Raw genomic sequence first — 26,778 nt, 5'->3', positions numbered from 1 at the left:
TTTATCCTTTGGATATTTCGCAATTGTGAGCGTCGTTTTCAACCTGCACTGAATTAGCTTGGCATAGTTGATATGTACGACAATAAATCTGTTTTAGTATCAATATCTTTAGCACCTTCTGGCAGATCTAGTTGAATGATATTTGCCATATTGTTGCGTAAAATGTCTCGTGCGCCTTTGTCATCGTTTAATAACGCAAGGTCAGCAAAATGAGCCCGCGGGAAAATTGCGGGGGCGCCAACTTTTCCGTTATAGAAAGCTGCGACAATCTTGTCTGGGTATTTCTGCGATTCAGCTATCATAAGATTACACTGCTTTGCACGAATTTCCACCTGATCATTTAATCCGATGAAAACGTGTGTAATTTCTTGCGCTAAATTTTTTACACCAGCGGCGATGGATGCTCCCATCCCCTTTTGCCAGTTTGCTGCAATGATAGAGTTGATGTTTGAATGAACTTCATTAGTGTTAGCTAAATCGACATTTATCTTATCTAGCGCAGCTTTAATAGCAGTAGCGTTTGCGCCTAAAACAACCGTAATGGCGTCGAATTCGGATTGAGCGAACACGCTAAGGGTATGAGCAAGCATTGGCTTTTTATTAATAATCGCAAGCTGTTTGTTACCCTCAAAGCGCTTACTCTGACCAGCGGCCAGCAGCAGTGCTTCAATGCGGTATCGCTTATTGTTTGTTGTTATTGCCATAGGACTCGGTTGTTCATTTAAAGACAATGCGTAATTTAAAGCATCTCCACTCTCGTTACTCTACTGGCTCAATATGTTGCTAAATGATTTGCCGTCTGCACTTTCGATAAATGCGTGTATTTCAGACAAAATGGATAGAGCAATAGACTCAGGTAGTTCACCGCCGAGTTTTAAACCGATTGGATTTGCTAGGCGTTTGCTTAAACCTGAGGTTGTTTGTTGATGTTTATTAGCAGAATCGCTTGCCGAAATGCCCGCTTCCTTGAGCACTCTTTCGGTACGATGTGCAGGTCCCAGCATGCCTACATAGCTAGCTGAACTGCTTTGTGCGAGCAATAATGCTTGTGCATCTAACTTCACGTTGTGGGTCATGATAACAATAGCATCGATGTCGGACAGCCACGTGTGCTCAGATGCATTGGCAAAATCGGTTTTAATTATCTGCTTTGCATCGGCAAATTGAGTTTTCCTTGCGTAACCCGTGCGGGGATCGGCAATGCTTACGTGCCAACCTAGATTGCTTGCAATTTGGGCCACTGGCATCGCATCAATGCCGCCGCCAAAAATAGCTAGCTTAAGAGAAGGCCTAATAATGTGCTCAAAAATAGTCTCGTCACTCGAGCTTAATTCGGGAATGTCTTCGTTGTTAGCCTGTGGCGCTGAATTTTTATTAAAAGACACATTGCTCTCAATTTTACTGACCTCATTGTTTGGTGTGCTTTCATTAACTGACTGAATATATTTGCAGGCTTGATTTTGATTAATCAATTGGCGCAGTTCGCGTAGCTGCAAGAAGTTGTTTGCAGTATTAATGGGTTGTAACAATATACGAACTAGCCCACCGCAACCTATGCCAAGCTGCCAAGCAATATCCTCTTCTTCACGCATGTCATATTGAATAATGCGATTATTGCCCGTCATCCAGCACTGACGAGACTGTCGCATTATATCTGACTCTAAGCATCCGCCGCTCAATAATCCGTGATATTGGCCAAGGCTATTGATCATCATCATCGCCCCAGGCTTGCGATATGAAGACCCTTCTGTGGCGATGATCGTTGCTAATACCCAGTCAACGTCCTTGCGCTGTTCGTACCAAGTGTTTAAAAGTTGTTGAGTATGGTTGGCCATGTTTAATGCTTATAGCTCTGCTTGGATAGGTTTAAGGGTTTCAATGAGAAAATTTCCACGTTGGCGTTTTCACTTCCATGATAAAGCAATTGTATATCATACTTAATTTTATGTTTGAATGATCATCCTGATTATCAGGCATTATCAAATGGCAATGGCTAAAATTCTTTAACTCATTGCCTTAGCATTACTTTTGACTCGTAATCCATGCTTTTACTTTGCGCTCTAATATGACCATGGGCAATGCACCACCGCCCAAAATAACGTCATGAAAAGCTTTGATATCGAACTTATCTCCGAGTTGCTTTTCAGCTAATGCCCGAAGTTCTTGTATTTTGAGCATCCCGATTTTGTAACCAGTTGCTTGACCGGGAAGGGTTAAATAACGACGCACTTCAGACTGCGCTTGTTCACCGGTAATTGCGGAGTTTTCTTTGAAATAGGTAATCGCTTCTTCTTCACTCCAGCCTTTTGCATGCAAACCTGTATCAACAACTAAGCGTATTGCTCGCCACATTTCAGAGCCCAAACGACCAAACTCTGACAGTGGGTCTTGATAAGTACCGGGCATTTGTTTTGCTAACCATTCTGAGTATAAGGCCCAGCCTTCGCCGTAGGCATTCAAATAAGATTGCTTTCTAAAAGTAGGTACGCCGTCTAATTCAAGCGAAATGGCGATTTGCATATGATGACCGGGCAAACCTTCATGATAAGCAATGACTTCAAGTTCTCTTTTAGGCATTGCAGTCATATCAGATAAGTGAGCATAGTAGACGCCAGGTCTCGAACCATCAGGCGTTGATGAGGAGTAGTGCTGCGCTGCGCCGTCCTGCTCTCTAAAAGCTTCAACGCGTTTTACTACCATGTCAGCCTTCGGCAGTATGCCAAAATAGTCTGGTAGTACTTTTTTGATTTTATTGATGGCGGCTGTGGCATCATCTATATAAGCTTGGCGTCCCGCGTCCGTATCAGGGTAATACAAACGCTCATCGTCTTTAGTGTCGCGTAAAAAGACAAAAAATTCTTGCAAGCTGCCTTCAAAACCAAACTCAGCTTTAACAACTTCCATTTCAGCGCGCAGGCGAGCGACTTCTTTCAAACCGATATTATGCACTTCATCTGCGCTTAAATCGGTAGTTGTTTGGTTAGCTAAGCGCTCGTTGTAAAAGGCTAAACCATTAGGTAACGCATTGGCTCCCAAAGCCTCCTCGCTTGCATTAACTCTGTCTGCTCGCTGCCATGCGATGAGTCTTTCATATGCAGGTTTAAAATCTTCTATGAGTGCTTTTTTGATGTTGTTAGTTAAGTCGTCAGCTTCGCTTTGAGTAAGCTGGTTTTGCTCTAATAAACCTTTTATTTTAGTTTGTGCGTCAGCCCAGATCGCGCTGTCGACGCCGTCAGAAAATGGGGCGCCTGATATTATTTTAGTAGACTCATCAATAACAGCTTCAAAAGCAAAATAGGGTGGTCTAACGCCTTTTTCAGCGATTTTTTTCGATACTAAAATAAGCTGATCAAGCGCCGTTCCGCTCGCCGATATCCGCTTGAGATATTGCTGCATATGTTCGCCTGTTTCGACTTTGTGCAGCGCTATAAGTAACTGCGGGAAAAAGCTGTGAACCGCATTCATTTGCTCAAATACATATCGGTTATAACGAAACTCGTAGGCGGCAATTGCTTGGTCGCTTAAGTATATCCAAAGGTCATAAGAAATCTTTGCATCGTCTGTTAGTTTTGCATAGTCAAACGTGCTTTGAAGTTCTTTTAGGTTAGCTTTCTTTAACGCTATTTGCGCGTCATACGCCTGTTCTGAATAATCATCTATTTCATCTTGACGTTGGCTTCTGCCGAGCACAGTCAGTGACGTGGGGCTAAGCATTAATTCTTGCTCAAATTTATCCTCAAACCAAGCGTTCAACTTTGCTGTTTCTGCGGATTGCTCTGCGGCACTAACAGCTGTTGCTGGCATTGACTTAGTTGTTTGTGTGCCTGCTGCTTGCGATCCATTTGTATCATCTGTTTTTTCACAGCCGACTAGGGTAAAGCCTGTGATTATAGAAAGCGTGGCAAGCGTAATTTTATTTAAGCGCATAGTTATCTCAATTTGAAAGCGAAACTTTTATTTGGTTTTTATCCTACTCCGCTTAGCCAATGAACACAATTATTCAAACTCTAGGGTTTAGTGTATCGATTTATCGGGCGGTTATTGAGTACTTTCTTTGCAGCAATCTATGGTGTTGGTTCAGCTTTTGATGGTTTTTTTTTGTCCTGATCCATTTCCCTTTTCACGAGCAAAAAGGTAAGAAACATTTTGGTAGGTAGGGATAAGGCCATGCCAACTGCAACGCAGCCTGCACTAATGATGATGCCATTTACGCCCATGTCTTCAATCGTTTGATTGAATAAATGAAAGTAGACACCCAAGAGTATTAAACTAATGCCAACGCTTATGACTATCTTGAGCGTTAAAATAATTTTTTTATCAGTCATTTAGATCTCTTATATTGAGCAGTGTATGCTGTGAAAAATAGCTAATTTGAAGACTAAACATAAAGCATATTTTACTCTACGCCTTTAATGTTTAGACAGTCTTGATCTGAATCATAGCCGAGTCTTTTACTTCGTTTTTCACTAGCTTGACGGCGCCACTCTGCTTTTTACAAAAATTAGTCTATTATTGTTTTTCTAGTACCATAATTTTAACAGTGCTTTAAGGATGAATAATGCTGAATTGGGGAGTTATTGGCTGCGGGGTAATAGCAAACACTTTTGCGAACGGCTTGGCTTGTTTGGACTCAGGAAAACTTATTGCATGTGCTTCAAAATCAATGCAAAGAGCCCATGCTTGGGCTGAGAGTCAAAAATCAGAACACAATATAAATAAAGTCTATAACAGTTATGAAGCATTGCTCGCCGACGAAGACATTGATGCCGTGTATGTGGCTAACACACACAACTTTCATTACGAATCAGTAAAGCTCTGCTTGCAGCATCATAAACACGTATTATGCGAAAAACCAATCACCCTAAATGCAAAACAAGCGACAGAACTCTATACCCTTGCTCGACAAAATAATTGTTTTTTAATGGAGGCCGTTTGGACTCGATTTTTGCCCGCTATTCGCATGTTACAAAAAGTGCTATCGGATAACACTATTGGCGAAGTGCTAAGTTTACGAGCTGATTTTAGTATCAATCCAAAGTTAGAGCCAAGTCATCGATTAAGGAATAAAGCACTTGCAGGCGGCGCTTTATTAGACCTTGGCATTTATCCCATCACCTTCTCATTTATCGTCTTTGGTGAAGCCCCTGAGAATATCCAAAGCTCAGCGGTTATGGACAGCACTGGTGTTGATGAAAGATCGTTTTATTTGTTCGAATACAGCGACGGTCGCAGGGCTTCGTTGTCTTCAGGATATAGCCATGCGGCTCCTACTGAGGCATTAATTGCTGGTTCATCAGGATATATTCGGGTGCCTCACTTTTTGGGCGCACAAGAGTTTACCGTTTACGTTGAAGGGCAGGAACCCCAAACCTATAGCTTTCCTTTCAACGCTAATGAAGACTTTAGTTTTGAAATTCAACACATGCATGATTGTATTGCGCAGGGTTTGCAGCAAAGTCCCATATTGCCTCAAGACGAAAGCATTCAAGTGATGGAAACGATGGACACGGTAAGAGCGCAGTGGGGTTTACGTTACAGCGAAGAATAGCAAGTGCCTATAGCAGTCATAAGAGCCATGTAGGTAAAAGGGAAGTTTCGGCATATTGTGGTCACTAGAGCCATTAAATTTTAACACAACCCTGCTCATTACCGCGAAAGCGGTAACCTCCTTGATATACTATTGAGTTGTCAATTTTCAGCCTACTAGTGGGTTTACCAGGTCTCCACTTTCGTGGAGATGACGGTGGCTTTAAGATAACATTGACAACTTGCCTCGTGTTCTTAAGTATTGCGATGTTCTAGGGTTAACTCGCGTTCAATTTCGCTTCAATGTATTGATCAACCAATCTTTCCATAATATCTAGTGGAACAGCGCCATTTTTCAAAATGACATCATGAAACTCACCCAATGAAAATTTATCACCTAACGCTTTTTGCGCTTTAGCTCTGACCTCAAGAATTTTCATCATACCAACTTTGTAAGCAGTAGCTTGACCTGGCATCACAATATAGCGCTCAATTTCAGATGTCACATCTGATTCAGCCATGCCAGTATTAAGCAACATATATTCAATAGCCGCTTCACGTGTCCAGCGCTTTGCATGAATGCCAGTATCAACCACTAGACGCACTGCTCTAAACAGTTCAGCTTGCAGTCGACCAATGTTATCAAAAGGGTCATCTTGAAAACCTAATTCCCACGCTAAATACTCTGCATAAAGCGCCCAACCTTCAACATAAGCAGTGAAAGGAGAGATGGTTCTGAATATCGGTATACCTTCCAATTCCATCGCAATGGCAATTTGAAAATGGTGCCCCGGTATACCTTCATGATACGCCAAGGTGCGCATTGAATAAGTTGGCGTTGCTTTGATGTCGTATAAATTGGCAAAGAATACGCCAGGTCGTGTGCCGTCAATAGAGGGTTGCTGATAGTATGCACCGGGTGCTGTTTTTTCCTTAAACAATGGAATGCGCTTCACTTCCATTCCGGCCTTGGGCCTTAGCGAAAATGCATCTCCTAAGCCTGCATCTATTTCGTCCAAAATAGTTTGGTAGTCAAGCAAAATTTGTTCGCGTCCTTCATCTGTATCAGGATAATAAAAGCGCTCGTCATTTGCCAGAGCATTAATAGCAGGTGTAAAACCCGCGCTGATATCAAAGCCTTCACTGCCAAGGATGCTTAAGATTTCGGCTTGAATACGATCAACTTCAGCTAATCCGATATTATGAATTTGATCCGCGCTGTAGTCCGTCGTTGTGAAAAAACGCAGTGCGAGTTTGTAAACATTTTCACCATCAGGAATTTGCCAAATACCATCGTTATTGCCTGCTTTAGCTTCTAGTTCTGAAAAGTAAGCGATTAGCATTTTATAGGTAGGGTAAACCGTCGTTTCAATCTGCGTTTGTGTCTGCTTGAGTAAATCGTCATATTGCTCAGAAGGGATGAGCTCTGTTTTCTTCATCTTTTCATGTAAAGAAGTATAAAGAATATTTTCCGTGGAAGGTTTGTCGACAAATCCTTGCATCTCATCAATTACGCGACGCACAACAAATTTTGGTGGAATAATTCCTTTCTCTTCTCGAATTTTAAGGCCTTCCATCATTTGCTCGTAATAACGCTTTGATTCACTTAAGCGTGAAATGTAGTTCTGCACACTTTCAACATCGGTAATCGCATGCTGGGCATCCATGAAACTAGGAAAGTTGCTTTGCGCACCAGACATTTGATTGAAGGGGTAGTTGTGATGCTGATATTTTTCAAATCCTTCGATAGTATCAAACAGGTATAAAGCGATTTCTTTTGAGAGCTGCTGGTCTTCGTTAAGGTCTTTATATTGTAAAAGCACCTGCTTGGCATCAGCTAAGTCGGTGAACATCGCTGCAGAAGCTGCCTCACTTGCATCATCTAAGTGAGCGTTATGACCTGTAATGCCGATGCTCTCAAACACGCCAATAGAGGTCATTGTTTCGGGGCTTTTAAGCGCTTGCTTTATGAGTGTGCGGTCAAGAAATACTCTGAAAGAAAAAGGTTTTTCAGCCTTCCACTCATGCGTTGCAACTGCACCTGTAATGATAAGAATACCAAGCACAACAATGCCGAGCCATTTAAAGAATGTCTTCATGATTTGCTTATCCCTGTTTATTGTTTTAGATCTTCCGATGATGATTGTAATGCTAATTGAGAAAGAATAGCTAACTTAATTGATCAACAATGCCTGTTGTAAGTTAGCTTTTTTAGCTTATCCACTAGTCGCGTTTCATGGCTTTAGTTTAATGATGCGTTACAAAACACCCGCTTCAATTAACGGCAATATCCAATAGCGTATTCTCTTATCGTTATTGGTTTTACCGAGTAGCTCACAAAGTTGCTCTGAGGTAGATGCCTGATGCAGTACTTCAAACCGAAAAAAGTCTCGATAGCCTTCAACCTGTTCTCTAATATTGTAGTGGCTATGTTCCTTACTAAAGCCTTGAATTTTGGCTAAGCTGAATCCGCTTATGAAGGTTTCCCCCATTAGTGTATCGACTACTTTATCTTTCAAATCTTCAGGCACAATTGCGACGAGCATCAGATCATTTTGTGTTAGCGCCACGGCGATTCTCCAACCAAATATAAAACACGGGAATTAAAAACAAAGTCGTAAAAGTAGAGGTAAATAAACCACCAATTACGACAATGGCAAGCGGTTTTTGAATCTCAGCACCCGGTCCGGTTGCAAAAGCAAGTGGGAAAAGGCCAAACATTGCGGTGCTGGCTGTCATTAACACTGGGCGTAACCGTCGTTTTGCACCAAGAACAATGCGGTCAACTACGTTGGTTACTTCAAACCTAGTTTGTTCAAAATAACTGACCATGACGACACCGTTCAAGACGGCCACACCAAGCAAAGCAATAAAGCCTACAGAAGCTGGCACAGACAAAAACTCCCCGCTTAAATAAAGTGCGATAACGCCACCCATTGTCGCAAAGGGAATATTGGCTAATATTAAACCGGCCTTGCTCAAGGCGCCAAATGTGGTAAATAAAATAATGAGGATCAAGCCAAGTGCGATAGGAATAACGAGCATAAGATTAGTTGCTGCTCTTTGTTGATTTTCAAATTCGCCGCCAAAATTAAGTGTATAACCGACCGGTAAGTCTAGTGATGTTGCAAGAAGCTCTTTCAGTTCCTCGACAAAACCAACAATATCTCTTTCTTCTACGTTTGTAGTAACAACCGCAAATCTATTGCTGTTTTCACGCTCTATTAGGATTGGTCCTTGTTTAAACGATACATTAGCTATGCTTGAAAGCGGCATTAAACTGGCATCTGGCATCAATATCGTCATTTGTTGTAGATCGTTGATTGTTCCAGGTTTGAGTTTGCTGGAGCTCGTTAGCCCAAATACGATGGGCGTTTTTTTCTTACCTTCAATTAAGGTTGAAAGCTCCGTAGATTCAATTTGCGACTTAACAAACAGCGAGAGCTCAGCTATTGTCATATTGTAAGCACTGGCAATTTCTGGCTTTAGCCTTATGTTCAAGAAGTCACCGCCTTCAATTACAGAGGCATTAACGTCAACGCTACCTTCTAACGTTCGCGCTTTTTCACTTATCTGTTCTGCTAGTTTGGCTAATACCGCAATATCGTTGCCGAATACTTTAATTGAAACATCACCTGTACTGCCCGTGAGCATTTCAGAAACGCGCATTTGAATAGGTTGCGTAAAGCCAACGTTGATGCCAGGAAAGCCTTCCATTACCTTGCGAATTTCTTCAATGAGTTCTTGTTTGCTATCAAAGCGCCAAGTTTCGACAGGTGCCAGCTCCATGAAAACATCAGTTTCATTTAAACTCATTGGGTCCAAGCCAATTTCATCAGAGCCAACTCGTGCTACAATTTGCTTAATTTCGGGGATATTGGCAAGTAAGGCCTTCTCGATTTGAATGTCTAGATCGGTTGAAGCCTGCAACGAAATGTTGGGCGACTTTTCTAGCTGCACAATAATGTCGCCCTCATCAAGTACGGGCATAAAGGTTTTTCCGAGCAGGCTATAAAGTACGATACTGCCGACTAACACTACTAGGGTGACTATTATCACAGGAGTAGGTTTCAATATTGTGCGTTTTAGTGCAGCGTGATATTTCTCTTGCAAGCAAATTACGAAACGCGGCTCGCTGATAGTATCGGCTTTGAGCAATAGTGAGGCTAGCGCAGGTATTACGGTGAGCGACAATACCAATGACGAAAGCATGGCAAATACGATGGTAATGGCGACTGGCTTAAATAGCTTACCTTCTAGTCCTGTTAGCGTTAGCAGCGGGGAGAAAACGATAATGACAATGATCGTTCCCGACACCACTGGAACCGCAACTTCTTTGCAGGCACGAAAAATTAGATGCAATTTCGGTAAGGCGGCATTTTGTTTAAGCGTATTAACGGTATTCTCAACCACTACAACAGATGCATCTACCAGCATACCTATCGCAATAACTAAGCCACCTAAACTCATTAAGTTGGCGGACATATTAAAATAGTTCATCAATAAAAAGGTACAAACGGCCGACAGCGGCAATACCAACGAGACCACGATAGCAGCGCGCACATTGCCAAGAAATAATGAGAGCAGCAATATTACCAGAGCAACGGCAATAATAAGCGCCTCTTCGATAGTGCCAATAGCAGTATCAATAAGTGTTTTTCGGTTATAAAACACATTTATTTCAGTCCCTTCGGGCAATGTTCCCTGTATGAGCTCAAGCTTTTTTGAAACGTTCTCTATCACATCAGCCGTATTTGCTCCTTTTAATGCGATCACGATAGCTTCTGTTGTTTCTACGCCATTGCGTGTGACTGAACCGTAGCGAGTGAGATGGCCGATATTAACCTTTGCGACGTCCTGCAAGCGAATGGGGGTATTGTTTTTGTTTGCAATCACTATGTTTTGCAGTTCGTGGAGATTCTGTATGCGCCCTTCTGAGCGAACAATCAGCGTATCGTTGCCAATATTCAAGCGTCCAATGCTGCCATTTTGGTTAATGTCTTGAATCGCTTCACTTAACTGTGTAAACGACATTCCAATACCAGCCAGCTTTATTGGATCGGGACTAATTTGGAATGTTTTAGCGAAGCCTCCTAAGATGTTAACGTCAGCCACACCGTTGATGCTTCTCAAAAGTGGACGGATTTCCCATTCTAAAAGCTGCCGCCGTTCAATCAGGCTCATAGCGGGGTTTTCTATTGAGAACATAAACATCTCGCTCAATGGCGTACTCATTGGCGCGACGCCTCCCTCAATTCCAGAAGGTAAAGACGGTAATACGTTACCCAAACGCTCAGCTACCTGCTGGCGCGCCCAATAAATATCGGTGCCTTCTTTGAAGTCGATAGTGATATCAGTTATTGCGTATTTAGTGGTTGAGCGAAGGATTTGTTGATCTGGAATACCTAAGAGCTCAGTTTCGATTGGCAGCGTTACTTGTGCTTCAATTTCCTCAGCAGTCATGCCCGGCGCTTTCAATATGACTTTTACTTGAGTTGGAGAAATTTCCGGAAAAGCATCAATTGGTAATGCAAACCAAGCGGAAGCGCCGGCTAAAAACAAAAACAGAGATACAATGAGTACAAATACACGCTGAGTGAGGGAAAAACGAATAACATTACTTAGCATTTTGTTAAATCCCCAAGCCTAGCAGAATACCCTGCACAGCACTGACAGAACTAAGCAACACGTTTTTTCCTGCAAGTGATACGGATGATTTCACAATATAGTTGTCATCATGTGATGTGATAAGGCTAACCTTCACAGCCGTGTAATTTTGTTTATCTTGAATGAAAATATAATTGTCTCCTTCCCAATTAAACACGCTAGACTGTTTTATTTCATAGGCATTTGCTTGGTATTCTGGTGTGGCACTTAACACTTGGCCAACAGCAAACGCGCAATCATTAGTCAGTGCTTTGGTCCACGCGACTTGATAAAATGCCGAGTTGGCGCTTTCGACAAAGTCGACGGCTAGCTGGCAACCATCGCTGCTAATGAGCAATGGCTTCTGTGTCGCATCGATGGGGATGTTGACTTTAAGTCGAACTGCTTGCGCTGGAGTAAACGAAGCGATCGTATCTTCCATATCTAATGCATTTGATAATCTGTACTGAATCACACCAGCCATTGGCGCGCCGAGCGTTAGCGAATCTGTTGCTTCGTCAACGCTGAGAACTAAGTCAAAAAAATGCGTCAGTTCGTCATATTCCATTCTGATCTTGTTATATTGGTTGCTTACATCTAGCCATGCTTGTTCACTTAAAGACTTGCGTTGATATAGGTTTTTACTGTTGTTAAACAGGGTCTGAGTTTGTAAAAAAAGCACTTTTGTTAATTCAAACGACCTGTAAAAATGATGCACTTCAGGTCCTTGGATAATGGCAAACGCTTCATTTTCCTTAAGCGTTTCGCCAACCCCTTTTAAATACTGAATTCGTTGCACATTAATAGGTGACTTAAACACATACGATTGGCCTGGCAGTATGGCAACTGTCGCCATTACATCTTTACCCGTATAAGACGAAACTGAATCTATAGGATTCGTCTGGAGCGACAAATTGCCCAGCTGTTCAGCCTGCACCGTCATATTTTGAGCAAAAACCGAATGGCACATTAACGCCGATGATAAAATAAAGAAGGATAAAATTTTCATAAGGTAAGTCCTGCTGCTTGTCTCATCAGTGCAATATGGCGTTGAAGATGAATTTGGTTTAATTCAATTGAATACTCTGAATCCACGGTGTCGAGTAGAGTGCGAATATAGAACTCTTGGTTGGGCGCGTTTGCTTCGCGTAACTCAGTCATCGCTTGGGTAAGAGCCGATAAGTTAGCTGTGCTGGAGTCGAGTAAGGTTTGTTTTTGTTGTAAAAACTTATACTCTTGCATCAAATTTGCTTGTGCTTCGCTGAGTTCATGCATGAGCTTGCTTCGAGCTATTTGGTACTCGGTGTTAATTTTACTGTATTCGCTTCGTTGCAATGTAGATAGTTGATTGACTATATTTATCGGTACTTCTATACCAAGACCAAGCTGATTTTCGGAAAAACCCGGAGTTTCTACCCGTTTGCCTGTTATTTGAACATTCCAAGGTGCTGTACTTTTGCTCGTACTCAGCAGCGTTTGTTCTGTACTTTGAAACGTATTGTCTAGTGCAACAATATCTGGATGAGCATTTATGTCCATTTGACCTACATTGGGCGCCGCTTCGGTAATTACGCTAGGCAGGGCGTTCAAACCAGTAAGGCGATAGTACTTAGCCATCAGATTATTGATGTTTTGTTGATGTTGCACCAAAGAGATTTGATGGTCGTTAAATTCTTTTTGCACTATTAATGAGACATATTGAGGAATGGCCTGAGCTTGCGCCATTTCTTTATACTGTAGGGTCAGCTCGGCTAGTATCGATTGTTTTTTAGATACCGCGGTGGCTGAAAGTTTCTCTATTTGAATTTCCCAAACGATGTTGCGAATGATGCCTGATAGGAACAATGCATACTGCTTTTGAGCGCTAGTTCGCAAAGCATCTACCTTACTACTTAAACTTTTCTCTATTTTCCTAAGGAAAGGTGATTTAATTGGTAAATTGAGGCTTATCTCACTTTCAGTTGTTCCCAAATTTTGCTGACTATCTAAGTAAACTAAAGAAGCGGAAGGACTACCGTCTAACCAATCAAAATTCTTGTTGTCCGTTAGTGCGCTATTATTTGGGTCTGGCATTTTACTGGACTGCTTTTCAACGGCGGCGGTTAAGCTGTCATGCAGGGTTAAATTACTTTGCGCGTTCGCTGAAGAGCAGTGAGCTACGAATATGCAGAAAATAAAGAAGTGTTTAAGTTGAATGGCGCTGGCTTTCACTGATTTCCCTTTGTTATTAGTTATCAAACTATTATGTGATAAAAATGGCCTTTTTAACATCAAACTTATGTATTATACGCACCGAACATATGTATAACAGACTTACAAAAACGGTGATGTAGGCTACGAGCTACCTAGCTACAAACAATATCTTTATGAATTACTGAGACATCAAAGAGGGAATATGAGAAATACGGTTATCACCATAATTTTGATCATCATTATGCTGCTCAATGGTCTAGACGTAATAGTTGATTTAGGCTTAGGTGTACCTCTTTGGCATATTTTACAAGAGGCTTTATTGGTGGTTCTTTCTGCCGTAGCTGCTGCGCTTCTTATTCTGCATATACGTAAAAAGAACAAGAGTTTACATCATCTTGCTGAAAATTTGTCTGACGCAAATCAACAAATAGCTTTGCTGAACAGCAAAATAAAGGAAGAGAGAAAGCGCTACAGTTTGGTCATAAAGGAGCAGTTCGACAGTTGGAATTTAACTTTAGGAGAGCAGCAGGTTGCTTTACTTTTGTTGAAAGGACTGAGTTTAAAAGAAATTGCTAGCGTAAGAACAACAAAAGAAATGACCGCAAGACAGCAGGCCTCGAGCATTTATTCGAAGAGCGGTCTTGTGGGGCGACACGAATTTTCTGCTTGGTTTTTAGAAGACTTCCTAAATTAAACTGTTGCGTAACTCACGGTGATATAACTTCAATTCGATTGCGACCTTTATGTTTTGCTTTATACAGAGCTTTGTCTGCCCTGGACAACAAGGCGTCGATGTTGTCATGGGCTGTCAATTGGGTTACACCTATGCTGACTGAGACGTTAACGCCAACTATGGTGTTTTGCTCGACATGTGCACGCAGACGCTCGGCAAAGTCTTTAGCGTTATCTACTTGGGTATCGGGCAGCACAACAACAAACTCTTCTCCGCCCCATCTGGCTAAAAGGTCGTTAGGCCGAATTTTACTCTGTAGTACCTCTGCTAAACCTTTAAGGATTTTGTCGCCTTCTAAATGACCTTTGCTGTCGTTAATTTGTTTAAAATGATCTACATCTAAAAGGAGTAGCGATAGGCTGGTTTTTGATCGATCGTTTGAACTCATTAAGTTTATTAGATATTGGTCAAATTTTTCTCGGTTGAATAAACCGGTCAATTTGTCGGTTTCTGCAAGCAGCTGTATTTTTTGATTTTGGTACGAAAGTTCTTGATAAGCGTCTGAACGCGTGCCTTCGTAAAATCTAAACATGAGCAATAGGGCAACACTCACTTCTACAATATTTAAAAATGACCCCAAACTGTATTCTACAGCAGGTTGACTATCATATAGTTGATAAGCGATATAGCAGCAAAAACCAAAAATAATCGCAGAAAATACCGTCCCCCAATTTTTTCCTAATAGAAAGTAGGATATTGGCGGTATCAAAATTGCCCACATAAAGGAGTTCGCAGTACCATTTACCATGAATATAAAATACATAACAAGGGCTGTAAAAGCCGTTGTTATCATCCACGAGGCAAGGGCAACATTTCCGGTTTTTCGAAACCAAGCATAAATGCCTAAGGAGAGTATTGTGCCGACAGAATCTAAAAGGCCTAATTCAATACTTGAAAAAACGATGAAGTTAATTGCGGCTACTGTTGTGAACATAACGGCTGAAATTAATAATATATGCAGTATTAATCTCACCCGCCAAAAATTCATATGCCCGCGCGGATACTGCGGAAACGGCTTGTACCAGAAGCTGTTCATACTAACATTTATTACCTATGCTTCTTAGTCCAATGTCACGACGAAACTCAGCGAAGATACAACGCCACTTGGGGAAGTGATGTTTATGCTTACCGTCGTGTCTATAGTTGTATCAGCTGCCAGTAGGTTGTTTGTAACAGTGAACTCCCTTGTTCTGCCAGCATTAAGGTTTGACTGAGGCATGATATCGTCCACCGTGCCATTCAATGCACCAGCACTTGCGGTAGCAACAATGCTAGAACCGCTTGCGATAGGTTGACCGGCGGTATCAGAGTAAGTGTACTGGAAGAATGCACTATTCCCGCGAGGAATCGATAATACCGGGGTAGCCGAACCTGCTGATTGATTGCTGGCTAATTCAACGCCGTCATTACTAACCGAAATGACAGCAGCGCTGCTTGATGTTACAAGGACGATTGCTCTGCGCACATGAATACTCTCAGCTCCACAAGAAGCTCCTGTGCACTGGGGTCCATCGAAACGTCCATTTTGTGGATCAGGCTGAGCGCCACCAGATGCATCAAAGTCTAAGTAGATTTCATTAGCATCTCTAACTCTATTCTCGTTGTCGTCGCGCCAAGCTTCACTTAAATCGACAAAGCCAGATCTGGTAGGTAATGTAACGTCAAAACCGCTTCCGTCATTGCTTATAATTGCTGAACCATCAGCATCGTCATATTGATTGTTACCATTGCTATCAATAAGCGTTTCGTGACCAATTGCAGTGGCTAGAATAGTGACACGGTGATCATCGACCCTTGGGTTTGCGCTAGTCCAAATCACGCTACATGCGCCATTAGAAGTATTGCACGTTGGCTGAATGCGGCCTCCTTCAGCGGTAAACGAAACGGTTGTGCCGTCGGGGACAGGATTGTTAAATGTATCCGCTAAGCTCGCGAAAATAGTAACTTCTGCGCCATCGATATTAAGAGCCTCAGGGTTTAAATCAGACGGAGATAAAGTAATACTGTTCTGATCAGGAAGACCGGTGTTAATTGACAGCAAGTCTGACTGTGTTTGAATTATTTGTGCGTCGCTAATAGCCACTTGTGCTGTTACTCTCACTGACGTGGGAACATTCCCTGCGGTCACCTTGACACTCACTTGGCCCTCTGAATTGGTAATTGCTGTCGCTGGAGAAAGCGTCAGACCGCCTGTATTTGTATTCAAACTGAAATCAACGGATTGCTGAGATAAAGGATTACCTTGCGCTCCGGTTACCTGAAAGGTTACGGTAGAAACAGACTCACGACCCTGACCACCTGTGCCTTGCAGCACGATATTTTCCGGTGAAGCAGATATAAATTCAATTGCGCCGGCCGTTTCTGGGGTCAATATAAGGTCGCGACTAATTGTGACGCTAATGGAATTAACGTTAATGGTTGCCGTAATGGTATCTATATTACCGGCTCCGCCAGCGCAACTTAGGTCTTTGTAAGTTGCATTTGCAGTCCCATTTATCGTGTTAACTGTGGCATCAAGTGTGGCATCACCACTTTGAACACATCTTGACGTAAACGAGACCGGTGTACTTGTTGGAATTACTTGGTCATTTTCGTCAACCAATGCGACCGTTACTCCTAGCGTTGCGCCAGCACTGATAGAAAGCTCGTCAGTAGAAGATGCATTACCTAAGCTAATCATATTCTCGATAAAAACACCGTCTTCAAAGTAACCAAAGCGCACAACATTATCGTTAACGGTATCAATTGACTGCACTTCAAAATTTAAAGAGTTGCTGACAGATTCCCCATTAATACTAAAAGTTGCTGATATCGACGCTGCGCCTAATTCTAGCTCAGACGTTGTCAGTGCAGCCAGTGCGATGCCTTGATCGTTAGTTAGCGCTTGCGTTACCGAAACAGCTCCCGACGTGCTTTGAAAGCTAACGATCTCATTAACGATGGGGGTGTCGTCGCTATTTAATAATGAGGCGCGTACCTGCACGACTTCATTCGCTTTAAAGCGCGAAATTGGATTACCTTGCTCGTTCAGTAGACTTATCGTTATGGATGGAAGTTTAGGGCTTACAGTCGCCGCGGATAAAAATTCGTAGTTCGCTACAGCTGTTAATTCGCCAAAAGACGCATCAATTGAGGCCGCACCGACGTTTCCGTTAGCTGAAGTCAAGGTAATTTGAGCAACGCCACTGCTATCTGTTAGCTTTGTTGCCGCTGAAAGCTCGCCTATGCCGGCTTCAAAGCTAATGATTTCCCCGACAAGCGGAGCACCATTTTGGGCAAGCGTCGCTTGAACGCAAACTGTTTCACCGAGTATAAAAGCATTGCCTGCAACTGCATCGCAATTCGCATTTAGTACGCTAACTGATAGTGAGGTAACAGCTGAATCTGTTTCGCCAACTATTTCATTGTCACCCGAGGCACCATTGCAGGCGGCTAAAGAAAGCGCAAAAAATAGCACTGAAAATACTTTTAATACTTTTACTGTCATGAAAACTACTCTTCAATGTTTTGTTTTAAATACTGAAAAATTTCGCGTGCAGCTTTTGGTGGTTTTTCAGCCTCTTTCTGCTTAACGGCCTGACGATGCATTTGCCTTAGCTTTTGTCGGTCTAAATCAGGATGTTCATCTAAAAGAGACTGAATTGCGCTATCGCCTTTATTCACAATGTCGTCTCGAAGTTGCTCAAGCTCGTGGAAGTGAGTATTTGTTCTTAGGTGATGCGCTCGAAGTCTGTTGATCCCATCTTCAATTTGCTCAAGATCGCACTGTCGCAATATCTTGCCAATCAATTGAAGTTGACGTCTAAAACCGTCCTTCTTCTTGTTAATACGATTAGCTAATTGAATTGCTTCACGTAATTCATCGTTCATTGGAATTTCATCCAACTGCGCATTTGAAAACTCAACTAAAGCGACACCTAATTGTTTTATGTCTTCCGCATCTTGCTTAAGCTGAGTCTTACTTTTTATTATTTCGCCATTTTCATCAAGAAGTGGCTCGGGGTTATAATCGGCATTCATATAAAGTTTTTTGATTTCTTTAGTGCTAGAATTACCATAGATTGTAACCGTCACACTATTGTTTGGACAGTAAAAAGAAAATATGGAATCTGAAAAGCAGTTAGCAGAAATTCAAAATGTCGTAGATGACGCATTGCGTCTTGCCATTCAAAAGGGCGCTACCGCAGCCGAGGCAAGTATGTCGAAAGTTCAGGGCATTGCCGTATCTTCAAGGTTAAAAGAAGTTGAAACTGTAGAGTTCACGAATGACGGCGGCCTAGGCATAGCAGTGTTTGTAGGGAAGAAGAAGGGCAGCGCATCAACTGCTGATTTGAGCCCTGCTGCGTTAAGATTAACGGTAGAAAAAGCCGTAGAAATTGCAAAATATACGAACGAAGATGACTGTGCGGGGATCGCCGACAAGGAGTTTATTGCCGCTGATATTCCTGATTTAGATTTATACCACCCCATAGAATTAGATACCCAAGCAGGAATTAAATTAGCAATTGAAGCCGAAACTGCTGGAATGGACTCCGATTCGAAGATTGTAAATTCGGATGGTGCATCATATAACGCTAATTTAGGCGTAAGAGTGTATGGAAATACTCACGGAATTAACGCCGGTTATGCAAGCAGTCGTTATAGTTTAAGTTGCGTTCTTATTGCCCAAGACGGGGAGGATATGCAGCGCAATTATAGCTACACTATGAATCGTGAAGCGCATTTACTCGACTCCGCTTACAAAGTTGGAATTGATGCAGCAAAGGAAACGCTAAGTCGCCTAGGTGCCAAGAAGATCAATACAGCAAAAGTGCCTGTATTGTTCCACCGCGATATCGCATCGGAGATTTTTGGACACTTTGTGAGCGCGATTAGTGGCGGTAGTTTATACAGGCAGTCTTCCTTCCTATTAGATAGTTTAGGTACAAAAGTATTCCCTGATTGGCTAACCATCAATGAAAAGCCGCATTTACTAAAAGGCTTGGCAAGCTCGCCGTTCGACAACGAAGGCGTTCGTACCCAAGACATGACCATTGTTGAGTCGGGCGTGCTGCAGCACTATTTGTTAACCAGTTACTCAGCGCGTAAATTAAAAATGCAGACCAACGGTCATGCAGGTGGTATTCACAATTGGCTGCTCAGTTCAACGGGTGAGTCAGATAAAGAACTCCTTGAAAAAATGGGCACTGGCTTGATTGTTACTGAGCTAATGGGACAAGGTGTGAATATTGTGAACGGCGACTATTCGCGTGGTGCTGCAGGTTTTTGGGTTGAAAACGGCATCATTCAATACCCCGTACATGAAATAACGATTGCCGGAAACTTACAAGATATGTTCCAGAATATCATCGCCATTGGCGCTGAAACAGAACTGAGAAGCAGCATTCAAACAGGCTCAATCCTAATTGAGTCTATGCAGGTGGCTGGTGCTTAATTTCAAGAGTTAAATGCGTAACAATAAAAAGGCCGCTCAACTGAGCGGCCTTTCTAATTTAAAGCTTAATGATTTTACATCCTAGCGTAAGAAGATTAATCCACTTCGCCGCAAAAACGGTAACCTTCACCGTGGATCGTGACAATCAATTCTGCATCATTTGGTTGTGATTCGAAGTGCTTGCGAATGCGGCGAATGGTAACGTCGACAGTTCTGTCATTTGGACGTAATTCACGGCCAGTCATTTCCATAATGAGCTGCTCACGGGTTAGTATCTTCCCTGGATTGCTTAAGAACAGATGTAACGCTCTGAATTCACTGCGTGGTAATCTGAATTCTTTACCAACGGGTGAAATCAAACTACGGCTATCGCCGTCAAGTATCCAGCCATTGAAGCTTACTTTACTTGGCAAATCATCATCTTCAGATGCATTGCTTGTGCGCGACAATAAATTACGAGCGCGAATTGTTAGTTCACGAGGATTAAACGGTTTGGTCAAGTAATCATCTGCACCAATTTCAAGACCTAAAATACGGTCAACATCATTATCACGTCCGGTAAGGAAGATAAGACCGACATTTTTTCTATCACGAACTTCACGCGCTAAAATAAGGCCATTTTTGCCCGGCAGGTTAATGTCCATGATCACTAAATTTATCTGATTATTTTGGAAGAAGTCATGCATTTCTTCGCCGTTTTCAGCTTCGAATACATTGTAGCCTTCAGCTTCGAACAAGCTTTTCAGGGTGGTGCGTGTAACTACTTCGTCTTCAACGATAAGGATATTTGGCGTTTGCATTTTTTACACTCTGTTAACATTGCTAAGTTGAGTTTATCAGAATAATGATAAAATTCAGTTGTTTTATTCGAAAAATTTCAATTATAGGCCCACGAATATGACGCGTTTCGAGTACACAGCACTAATAATCTTAATCTCTGAAAATTAACACGCCACGAGCTGTAATAAACTTTTATCTTTGTAATAAAATTACAGTTTCACTGCTAGTATATTCAAAATATGAGCAAATTGAAAATTAGAATTGGTTAAACTTTCGTATTAATGTCAATAACGGCAATTTAATGAAAATCTAAAACTCGATTTATGGTTTATCAGAGCAGATTATCGGCGCTGATAAACCTCTACATACTTTTCAGCTGCTTGTTGCCAAGTGAATTTTTGCTGCATACCTCGTTTAACCACGGCCTTCAATTTTTTATTGTCTTCAAGCCTTACCAGCAACGCTTTTCTGACAACACTTAGCAGTGCTTCGGACTCCGGCTGGTAAAAAATAAATCCTGTTCCTTCGGGCTGATCGATATCTACTATCGTGTCTTTTAAACCGCCAATGCCGCGAACGATAGGCGTTGTCCCGTAAGCAAGACTATACATTTGATTCAGCCCGCACGGTTCGAATTCTGACGGCATTAAGAAAAAGTCAGCGCCGGCTTCTACTTTGTGCGCGTAGTCGGGTTTGAAATCTTCGATGAAGGCGAACTGTTGAGGGTGCGCGTTTGCAATTCGGTGCAGCTCTTCTGTTATGTCTTTTTGACCCGTGCCCACCAATGCAATTTGCACTTTATGTTTGAGAATATCCTCAAGAACAGGCATTAAGTAGCCAAAACCTTTTTGTAAGGTGGTCCTGCATACCATGCCCAATATTGGTATTTTTGCATTGGCTTTTAAGCCAAATGTCTTTTGTAAATCTTTTTTGCATAAAGCTTTGCCCGACATGTCGTCGAGAGAGTAATGTGCGGCAATATACTCATCGGTGCTCGGATCCCACTGCTCATAGTCACAGCCATTGAGAACACCATGAACAACGTTAATTCGTTGGCGAATCACATCATGAATTCCGTGACTGCCTAAAGGTGTTGTGATTTCTTGTGCATAGGTTGTGCTTACAGGGCAAATTCTGTCAGCGTAAAGCAACCCTGTTTTCAGCATATTTAGATGATTATTCTCTACAAACATACCGGGCGATGCTGGTTCTATGCTTGGAATGTTTCTTAGGTCGTCTGTGCCTTGAAATGCTGCATTGTGGATAGTTAAGACCGACCTTGTATGTGCAAAATATTCATACGTAAGAGGTGAATGCTTTGCAAAATAGCAGGCCATTGATGTGTGCCAGTCGTTTGTATGCAAGATGTCGGGTTTGAAGCCTACAGCTTCAGCGGTTTTTAGCGCAGCGAGTGAGAAGAACGTGAATTTTTCTGCATTACTGACTTTCGCGTCTTCGCTATAAAGCTGGTCGCTATTAAAGTATTCAGGATAGTCGACGAAATAGACCGAAATGCCGTTGAAATTTAACTCTTTTATGTTGAACGCATAACTCCGCCTGTTGCTATAGATAATTTGCTGCGGCGCTGCGTTTGATAAATTTAACGAATCGGCCGCAGATTTATAATACGGCAGGACGATTTTGACCTCATGTCCAAGCTCAGACAGTGCAATGGGCAGCGCTTTACCAACGTCCGCGAGACCACCCGTTTTTACGATGTCTTCTACTTCAGATATTAAAAAAAGTATTTTCATAAGGTACTGGGTCTTCTTATCTAATTTTCAAAAGGGACATGTGTAATTACAGGGTAAAAACGCCATAATGACGTTTTATTAGACCTTTGTGAGCAGCTAATAGCGCTACTTTGCCGCTTCGTAAATATTATATTTATTTGTGCTTACTAGAGTTTTAGAGCGGAAGTACAAACCGCCCATAACCTCACTGTAAGGTAAAAACTTATTTGCCACAATATCAAGTGTGCCACGAGGGCGAGTTTGTTTATGCGCCTGTGCTATAAACTGCTGCGTGATACTGTAGTCATTGCGAATGCCAGTGTGGAATGGTGGGTTACTAATAATGTGGTCAAAATAACCGTCAACTTGTTTCATTCCGTCGCTTGCTATGACATCGCCCACAACCGCGTTTAGTTCCAGAGTTTGCTTGGTGCAATAAACGGCAAGTGCTGACACATCACTCATCGTGAGTTTTACTTTGGCATTAAGCTTGGCAAAGTAAGTACCGATGATGCCCGTACCACAAGCAAAGTCGAGTACCTGACCTTTCATGTTCAATAATTTAGTTGAACGAGGTTCAAACTGTGCCAATAACAATTGGGTGCCAGGGTCGAATTGTTTATGACCAAAAACGCCTGGAAGTGAAAACACTTTGATAGCTTCACCGTTTACAGAGTAAGTTCTGATGACGCCAAATTGTTTAATATCGAATGGCGCTTTGTTGGGTGTTTCGATTTCAACGCAAATTAAACCACAGTGCTTTGCACCATCAATTTTGTTTACTGAAGATCCTAAGCGTTCCAACAATTTACCAACGCTCTTAATACCGGCTTTATTTTCGCCGACTACTAATATTTTACCGCCTACTTTGACTAGGTCAGTCAGGTTGGCAATTAGCATTTCGAGGTGTTGTTTAGCCTTCGGTAAATAAATCACAGCGCCGTCGAGCTGTTGTTTGTCTTTGAGGTCATCAATACTGAAGCTTGCTGCAAACACTTGTGGAAACTTACTGGTGTTCTCACTCTGAAAATAGATATCGTGAAATTGGTGCAGTCCAGTTATATCGACATCGAGACTTGGGTCGCGCAGTTCGTCAAATATAGCTGCGTCAGATGGATTTACGATCGCCCATTTGCCACTTTCAAAAATATCGGTATTGCGTAATAACAACTGACTAGGTAATGACAGCATTTAACTTACTCTCTTAAAAATAAGATCCCAAACCCCGTGGCCTAGCTTTTGGCCGCGAACTTCAAATTTGGTAATAGGGCGATAATCTGGGCGAGGAACATAACCGGCAGGTCCTTCGCTTGATGTGTTTTCGAAGCCTTGTGCTTGCGTCATTACGTCCATCATATGCTCGGCATACTGCTCCCAGTCGGTGGCCATGTGAAAAGTGCCCCCAACGGCGAGCTTGCTTCGTAAATTCTGGACGAAATCAGGCTGGACTATGCGACGTTTGTGATGACGCGTTTTGTGCCACGGGTCAGGGAAATAAAGCTGTAAACGATGTAACGAGTTATCGGCAATAGATAGCGCTAGCACTTCAACAGCATCATGTTCAAATACACGCAGGTTCTCAATGGCTGCTTCTTCTGCGTCGGCTAAACAAGCGCCAACGCCTGGACGATGAACTTCAATGCCAATAAAATTATTTTCAGGCGCTGCAGCTGCCATCTCGACTAAGGATTTACCCATGCCAAAACCAATTTCAAGGACGGTTGGGGCTGTGCGACCGAAAACGTCATCGAAGTTAAGCAGGCCTTGTTCAACTGATAGGCCTTTACTTGGCCAGTTTACTTCAATTGCTCTTGCTTGAGCGTTAGTTAAGCGTCCCTCGCGTTTTACAAAGCTTTTTACTTTGCTTATATATACGCCTGCAGCGCGGGCTTCTTCTTCGCTTTTGAATGACTTCATGTATATCGTATTCTTTATAAAAATGTAGGGGTTAATGTTTGATAAATGAGCAGACCGCTCCAAATCTGAAGACAGATTGGTCTATTGCTACAAAAGTTCGGTATTATAATCCATTCTTTGGCAGATGTGCGGTTAATGTGACTTCCAATAGCTTTTCTTTTTCAAACGCGCTTTTATCGTGGTTCGACCAACACGGGCGTAAAAATTTGCCATGGCAAAAAAACAAATCTCCGTATTCTGTTTGGATTTCGGAAATCATGCTGCAACAGACCCAAGTGGCAACCGTTATTCCTTATTACAATACATTCATGCAGCGCTTTCCTACGGTTACTGATTTAGCCAATGCGCCTGTAGATGAAGTACTGCATTTGTGGACTGGCTTAGGTTACTACGCTAGGGCGAGGAACTTACACAAAGCTGCCCAGCAGGTGCGAGATTTGCACTCTGGTGAATTTCCAACAGCCTTTGACGAGGTTATTGCGCTACCGGGAATTGGACGCTCTACCGCTGCTGCTGTTTTGTCATTAGCGCTAAATCAAGCGTACGCAATCATGGATGGTAATGTAAAGCGAGTACTTACTCGCTATATGGCTATTGAAGGTTGGCCAGGTGTCAAAAAAATAGAAGACAGGCTATGGATTGAAGCTGAGGCCTTGAAGCCAGGCTCTGCCGATGAAAAACTGGGATTACAAGCTAGCGGCGAAACATCTAAAACGAACAGTGCGGCGCCAAGGTACGGTGATTACACTCAAGCAATAATGGATTTGGGGGCGACCGTATGCACGCGTTCAAAACCTAAGTGCGATGATTGCCCTATGCAGTCGAACTGCCTTGCTTTTGCTCAAGGAAAGCAAACTGAGTTTCCATTTAAGAAGCCGAAGAAAATAATTCCCACAAAATATACGACAATGTTAATTCCTTCGTTTAACGGTCAAGTGTTGATGCAACAAAGACCTTCGTCAGGTATTTGGGGAGGGCTATGGGGCTTCTTAGAAACAGGTTTTGATAAAGAGCTAGAAAAAACCACCGATGAAGCGCTGTTACTACTGGAAAGTAGTTTGCTACAGGTAAATTTGAAAGATGCAAAAATACAAGAGCTTAGGACTTTTAAGCATACCTTTAGTCATTTTCATCTGATGATTTTGCCTGTGCTTATTGAGTTAAAAGAGCCTCCTTTGCAAACGGTATGTGAGAGCCTTACTGCACCAAAAAATACCGATTTTGATAATGATGCCTACGAGGATGAGCACATTAGAAGGCAAATTTGGTTTGATTCGCACAACCCAAGTAAAATTGGTCTGTCGGCACCGACAATGAAAATATTAGAGATGTTGAAAAGAGACTACTAGCAATTCTCATATGAGTGATTAACTAAGGTCGAGTTATTTTGAACAATGATTACTGAAGTTGAGCAGTCTATTGAGCTATACTCTCGACAATTAATATTTATACCAAGGTAAATAACATGGCAAGAACGGTAAATTGTGTGCATTTGAACAAAGAAGCTGACGGTTTAGATTTTCAATTATATCCAGGGGAAGTTGGTAAGCGCATATTCGACAACATTTCTAAAGAAGCCTTTAGCCTGTGGCAGAAAAAGCAAACCATGTTGATTAATGAAAACAAGTTAAACATGATGCAGGCGAACGATAGAAAATTTCTCGAAGAAAAAATGGTCGCTTTTTTGTTTGAGGGTATCGAACCGACGATCGAAGGCTACGTTCCGCCTACAAAATAACCACTTGACCCCTATTAGTAAGATAAAGTCACAAAAACATCAAAAATCAGTTGACTTGGAAGGGCAAAATCCGTTTAATACGCACCCACAGCGATTTACAGCGTGAAAACGTAACTCGCGAATGCCTCGATAGCTCAGTTGGTAGAGCAGCGGATTGAAAATCCGCGTGTCCCTGGTTCGATCCCGGGTCGAGGCACCATTATTCTGAGAGCCCTGCATGCAAATGCGGGGTTTTTTTATCCCTAAATTTAATGTCCCTTTACCCAGCAAGGTCCGCATAAACGATTCATTTATGCCGCTAGTAATCTCGAATGACAAGTTTGTATTAACAGCTGCGCAGGATATACTCGTTGTATAAATATTACTCTCAAAAAAAGATGAGCGGCTTGTCCAATGAAAGAACATAACGCATCGCCTCTATCCGATTACATTGAATACCCTGCTGATGAAATGCTGTCTCGCTCCCAAGCGTTCTATGATGATATTAAACGTCGTCACAGCATTCGCAAATTTAGTGATAGAAAGGTTTCGCAAACGATAATAGAAAACTGTATAAAGGCGGCCGGAACGGCTCCGAATGGAGCAAATCATCAACCTTGGCACTTTGTTGCTATTCATTCTGACAAGGTGAAGAAACAAGTAAGAATGCAAGCTGAGCTGCACGAGCAAGGTTTTTATGCGGGTCGTGCTGGCGAAGAATGGCTTGAAGCACTGCAGCCTTTGGGCACAGACGCGCAAAAGCCCTACTTGGAGCATGCGCCTTGGTTGATTGCTATTTTTAGTCAGAAAAAAGGAGGCGTTAGCCCCGGTGACAAGCACACTAATTATTACGTGCATGAGTCGGTAGGCATCGCTACAGGGTTTCTAATTACTGCTCTGCACAACGCAGGTTTAGTAACTTTAACCCACACACCAAAACCAATGTCTTTTTTATCTAAAATATGTGAAAGGCCTGACGATGAGAGGCCGTACATGCTTCTAATTGCTGGCTATCCGGCTGACGATGCTACGGTGCCAGATCATGCAAAGAATAAGAAAGCGCTCGAAGAAATTTGCACATTTTTATAATAGCGTTAGC

General features: G+C 42.3%; 22 protein-coding genes and 1 tRNA gene. 7 read left to right on the top strand and 16 right to left on the bottom strand.

The window, feature by feature from the left end; all coding sequences use genetic code 11:
• Positions 1–53: 53 nt before the first annotated feature.
• From GNIT_RS15245 to GNIT_RS15230, 4 genes are all read right to left on the bottom strand, one after another.
• Positions 54–704, bottom strand: coding sequence for a nucleotidyltransferase family protein (locus tag GNIT_RS15245; RefSeq protein ID WP_014110178.1), 651 nt, complete (start codon positions 702–704; stop codon positions 54–56).
• Between the two features lie 60 nt (positions 705–764).
• Positions 765–1,835: an XdhC family protein gene (locus GNIT_RS15240; protein ID WP_014110177.1), complete on the bottom strand. Its 1,071-nt coding sequence runs from the start codon at positions 1,833–1,835 to the stop codon at positions 765–767.
• Between the two features lie 187 nt (positions 1,836–2,022).
• A complete protein-coding gene (locus GNIT_RS15235; RefSeq protein WP_014110176.1) occupies positions 2,023–3,927 on the bottom strand; it encodes a DUF885 domain-containing protein in 1,905 nt (634 codons plus the stop codon).
• Between the two features lie 137 nt (positions 3,928–4,064).
• The gene (locus GNIT_RS15230; RefSeq protein WP_014110175.1) at positions 4,065–4,325 is read right to left on the bottom strand and encodes a hypothetical protein; all 261 of its coding nucleotides are present in this window, start codon (positions 4,323–4,325) and stop codon (positions 4,065–4,067) included.
• Between the two features lie 233 nt (positions 4,326–4,558).
• On the opposite strand from GNIT_RS15230, the gene GNIT_RS15225 reads away from it, so the two are divergent.
• Positions 4,559–5,548 (top strand): Gfo/Idh/MocA family protein, encoded by a 990-nt coding sequence (locus tag GNIT_RS15225; RefSeq protein WP_014110174.1) that lies wholly within the window; start codon positions 4,559–4,561, stop codon positions 5,546–5,548.
• Positions 5,549–5,804: 256 nt separating this feature from the next.
• On the opposite strand, the gene GNIT_RS15220 is transcribed toward GNIT_RS15225, so the two are convergent.
• From GNIT_RS15220 to GNIT_RS15200, 5 genes are all read right to left on the bottom strand, one after another.
• Positions 5,805–7,625 carry a DUF885 domain-containing protein gene (locus tag GNIT_RS15220; RefSeq protein ID WP_014110173.1) on the bottom strand — a complete coding sequence of 607 codons (1,821 nt, stop codon included), beginning with the start codon at positions 7,623–7,625 and terminating at the stop codon, positions 5,805–5,807.
• 159 nt (positions 7,626–7,784) lie between these two features.
• Positions 7,785–8,096 (bottom strand): DUF3240 family protein, encoded by a 312-nt coding sequence (locus GNIT_RS15215; protein ID WP_014110172.1) that lies wholly within the window; start codon positions 8,094–8,096, stop codon positions 7,785–7,787.
• A complete protein-coding gene (locus tag GNIT_RS15210) occupies positions 8,077–11,154 on the bottom strand; it encodes an efflux RND transporter permease subunit (RefSeq protein WP_014110171.1) in 3,078 nt (1,025 codons plus the stop codon). Before GNIT_RS15210 ends, GNIT_RS15215 begins: the two co-directional genes overlap by 20 nt.
• Before the next feature lie 4 nt (positions 11,155–11,158).
• On the bottom strand, positions 11,159–12,181 hold the full coding sequence (locus tag GNIT_RS15205) for a hypothetical protein (protein WP_014110170.1): 1,023 nt from the start codon (positions 12,179–12,181) through the stop codon (positions 11,159–11,161).
• The gene (locus GNIT_RS15200; RefSeq protein WP_014110169.1) at positions 12,178–13,383 is read right to left on the bottom strand and encodes a hypothetical protein; all 1,206 of its coding nucleotides are present in this window, start codon (positions 13,381–13,383) and stop codon (positions 12,178–12,180) included. Before GNIT_RS15200 ends, GNIT_RS15205 begins: the two co-directional genes overlap by 4 nt.
• A gap of 184 nt (positions 13,384–13,567) precedes the next feature.
• Here GNIT_RS15200 and GNIT_RS15195 point away from each other — a divergent pair, with 184 nt between their 5' ends.
• Positions 13,568–14,059 carry a hypothetical protein gene (locus GNIT_RS15195; protein WP_014110168.1) on the top strand — a complete coding sequence of 164 codons (492 nt, stop codon included), beginning with the start codon at positions 13,568–13,570 and terminating at the stop codon, positions 14,057–14,059.
• Positions 14,060–14,072: 13 nt separating this feature from the next.
• Here the strand turns inward: GNIT_RS15195 and GNIT_RS15190 are convergent, their stop codons facing one another.
• The 3 genes from GNIT_RS15190 to yjgA are packed head-to-tail and all read right to left on the bottom strand — an operon-like array spanning position 14,073 to position 18,118.
• Positions 14,073–15,134 (bottom strand): GGDEF domain-containing protein, encoded by a 1,062-nt coding sequence (locus GNIT_RS15190; protein WP_041246465.1) that lies wholly within the window; start codon positions 15,132–15,134, stop codon positions 14,073–14,075.
• A 24-nt stretch (positions 15,135–15,158) separates the two neighbouring features.
• Positions 15,159–17,585 carry an Ig-like domain-containing protein gene (locus tag GNIT_RS15185; protein WP_014110166.1) on the bottom strand — a complete coding sequence of 809 codons (2,427 nt, stop codon included), beginning with the start codon at positions 17,583–17,585 and terminating at the stop codon, positions 15,159–15,161.
• A gap of 5 nt (positions 17,586–17,590) precedes the next feature.
• Positions 17,591–18,118, bottom strand: a complete 528-nt coding sequence (gene yjgA, locus GNIT_RS15180) for a ribosome biogenesis factor YjgA (protein ID WP_014110165.1) — start codon at positions 18,116–18,118, stop codon at positions 17,591–17,593.
• Positions 18,119–18,200: 82 nt separating this feature from the next.
• On the opposite strand from yjgA, the gene pmbA reads away from it, so the two are divergent.
• Positions 18,201–19,532, top strand: a complete 1,332-nt coding sequence (gene pmbA, locus GNIT_RS15175) for a metalloprotease PmbA (RefSeq protein WP_014110164.1) — start codon at positions 18,201–18,203, stop codon at positions 19,530–19,532.
• Positions 19,533–19,627: 95 nt separating this feature from the next.
• Here pmbA and arcA read toward each other — a convergent pair whose 3' ends face one another.
• From arcA to trmB, 4 genes are all read right to left on the bottom strand, one after another.
• On the bottom strand, positions 19,628–20,332 hold the full coding sequence (gene arcA / locus GNIT_RS15170; RefSeq protein WP_014110163.1) for a two-component system response regulator ArcA: 705 nt from the start codon (positions 20,330–20,332) through the stop codon (positions 19,628–19,630).
• A 321-nt stretch (positions 20,333–20,653) separates the two neighbouring features.
• Positions 20,654–22,066, bottom strand: a complete 1,413-nt coding sequence (locus tag GNIT_RS15165; protein WP_014110162.1) for a glycogen synthase — start codon at positions 22,064–22,066, stop codon at positions 20,654–20,656.
• A gap of 105 nt (positions 22,067–22,171) precedes the next feature.
• Positions 22,172–23,236, bottom strand: coding sequence for a methyltransferase (locus GNIT_RS15160; protein ID WP_014110161.1), 1,065 nt, complete (start codon positions 23,234–23,236; stop codon positions 22,172–22,174).
• On the bottom strand, positions 23,237–23,962 hold the full coding sequence (trmB, locus tag GNIT_RS15155; RefSeq protein ID WP_014110160.1) for a tRNA (guanosine(46)-N7)-methyltransferase TrmB: 726 nt from the start codon (positions 23,960–23,962) through the stop codon (positions 23,237–23,239).
• A gap of 137 nt (positions 23,963–24,099) precedes the next feature.
• Here trmB and mutY point away from each other — a divergent pair, with 137 nt between their 5' ends.
• The 4 genes from mutY (at position 24,100) to GNIT_RS15135 (ending at position 26,768) form a co-directional block, all read left to right on the top strand.
• The gene (gene mutY / locus GNIT_RS15150; RefSeq protein ID WP_041246928.1) at positions 24,100–25,311 is read left to right on the top strand and encodes an A/G-specific adenine glycosylase; all 1,212 of its coding nucleotides are present in this window, start codon (positions 24,100–24,102) and stop codon (positions 25,309–25,311) included.
• A gap of 116 nt (positions 25,312–25,427) precedes the next feature.
• Complete coding sequence (locus GNIT_RS15145) at positions 25,428–25,700, top strand: oxidative damage protection protein (protein ID WP_014110158.1); 273 nt, start codon at positions 25,428–25,430, stop codon at positions 25,698–25,700.
• A gap of 123 nt (positions 25,701–25,823) precedes the next feature.
• Positions 25,824–25,899: transfer RNA gene (locus GNIT_RS15140), tRNA-Phe, on the top strand.
• 194 nt (positions 25,900–26,093) lie between these two features.
• A complete protein-coding gene (locus GNIT_RS15135; RefSeq protein ID WP_014110157.1) occupies positions 26,094–26,768 on the top strand; it encodes a nitroreductase family protein in 675 nt (224 codons plus the stop codon).
• The last annotated feature ends 10 nt before the right edge of the window (positions 26,769–26,778 follow it).

The organism is Glaciecola nitratireducens FR1064, assembly GCF_000226565.1.
Taxonomy (GTDB): Bacteria; Pseudomonadota; Gammaproteobacteria; order Enterobacterales; family Alteromonadaceae; genus Glaciecola; species Glaciecola nitratireducens.
This window is presented reverse-complemented; position numbering and strand designations above follow the sequence as displayed.

Coding starts and splice junctions, on each gene's coding strand:
- GNIT_RS15160 (WP_014110161.1), bottom strand. CDS start 23,236: ATGCTGTCATTACCTAGTCAGTTGTTATTACGCAATACCGATATTTTT.
- GNIT_RS15225 (WP_014110174.1), top strand. CDS start 4,559: ATGCTGAATTGGGGAGTTATTGGCTGCGGGGTAATAGCAAACACTTTT.
- trmB (WP_014110160.1), bottom strand. CDS start 23,962: ATGAAGTCATTCAAAAGCGAAGAAGAAGCCCGCGCTGCAGGCGTATAT.
- GNIT_RS15195 (WP_014110168.1), top strand. CDS start 13,568: ATGAGAAATACGGTTATCACCATAATTTTGATCATCATTATGCTGCTC.
- GNIT_RS15245 (WP_014110178.1), bottom strand. CDS start 704: ATGGCAATAACAACAAACAATAAGCGATACCGCATTGAAGCACTGCTG.
- GNIT_RS15145 (WP_014110158.1), top strand. CDS start 25,428: ATGGCAAGAACGGTAAATTGTGTGCATTTGAACAAAGAAGCTGACGGT.
- arcA (WP_014110163.1), bottom strand. CDS start 20,332: ATGCAAACGCCAAATATCCTTATCGTTGAAGACGAAGTAGTTACACGC.
- GNIT_RS15165 (WP_014110162.1), bottom strand. CDS start 22,066: ATGAAAATACTTTTTTTAATATCTGAAGTAGAAGACATCGTAAAAACG.
- GNIT_RS15235 (WP_014110176.1), bottom strand. CDS start 3,927: ATGCGCTTAAATAAAATTACGCTTGCCACGCTTTCTATAATCACAGGC.
- GNIT_RS15185 (WP_014110166.1), bottom strand. CDS start 17,585: ATGACAGTAAAAGTATTAAAAGTATTTTCAGTGCTATTTTTTGCGCTT.
- GNIT_RS15190 (WP_041246465.1), bottom strand. CDS start 15,134: ATGAACAGCTTCTGGTACAAGCCGTTTCCGCAGTATCCGCGCGGGCAT.
- pmbA (WP_014110164.1), top strand. CDS start 18,201: ATGGAATCTGAAAAGCAGTTAGCAGAAATTCAAAATGTCGTAGATGAC.
- GNIT_RS15230 (WP_014110175.1), bottom strand. CDS start 4,325: ATGACTGATAAAAAAATTATTTTAACGCTCAAGATAGTCATAAGCGTT.
- GNIT_RS15205 (WP_014110170.1), bottom strand. CDS start 12,181: ATGAAAATTTTATCCTTCTTTATTTTATCATCGGCGTTAATGTGCCAT.
- GNIT_RS15220 (WP_014110173.1), bottom strand. CDS start 7,625: ATGAAGACATTCTTTAAATGGCTCGGCATTGTTGTGCTTGGTATTCTT.
- GNIT_RS15240 (WP_014110177.1), bottom strand. CDS start 1,835: ATGGCCAACCATACTCAACAACTTTTAAACACTTGGTACGAACAGCGC.
- GNIT_RS15210 (WP_014110171.1), bottom strand. CDS start 11,154: ATGCTAAGTAATGTTATTCGTTTTTCCCTCACTCAGCGTGTATTTGTA.
- GNIT_RS15135 (WP_014110157.1), top strand. CDS start 26,094: ATGAAAGAACATAACGCATCGCCTCTATCCGATTACATTGAATACCCT.
- yjgA (WP_014110165.1), bottom strand. CDS start 18,118: ATGAATGCCGATTATAACCCCGAGCCACTTCTTGATGAAAATGGCGAA.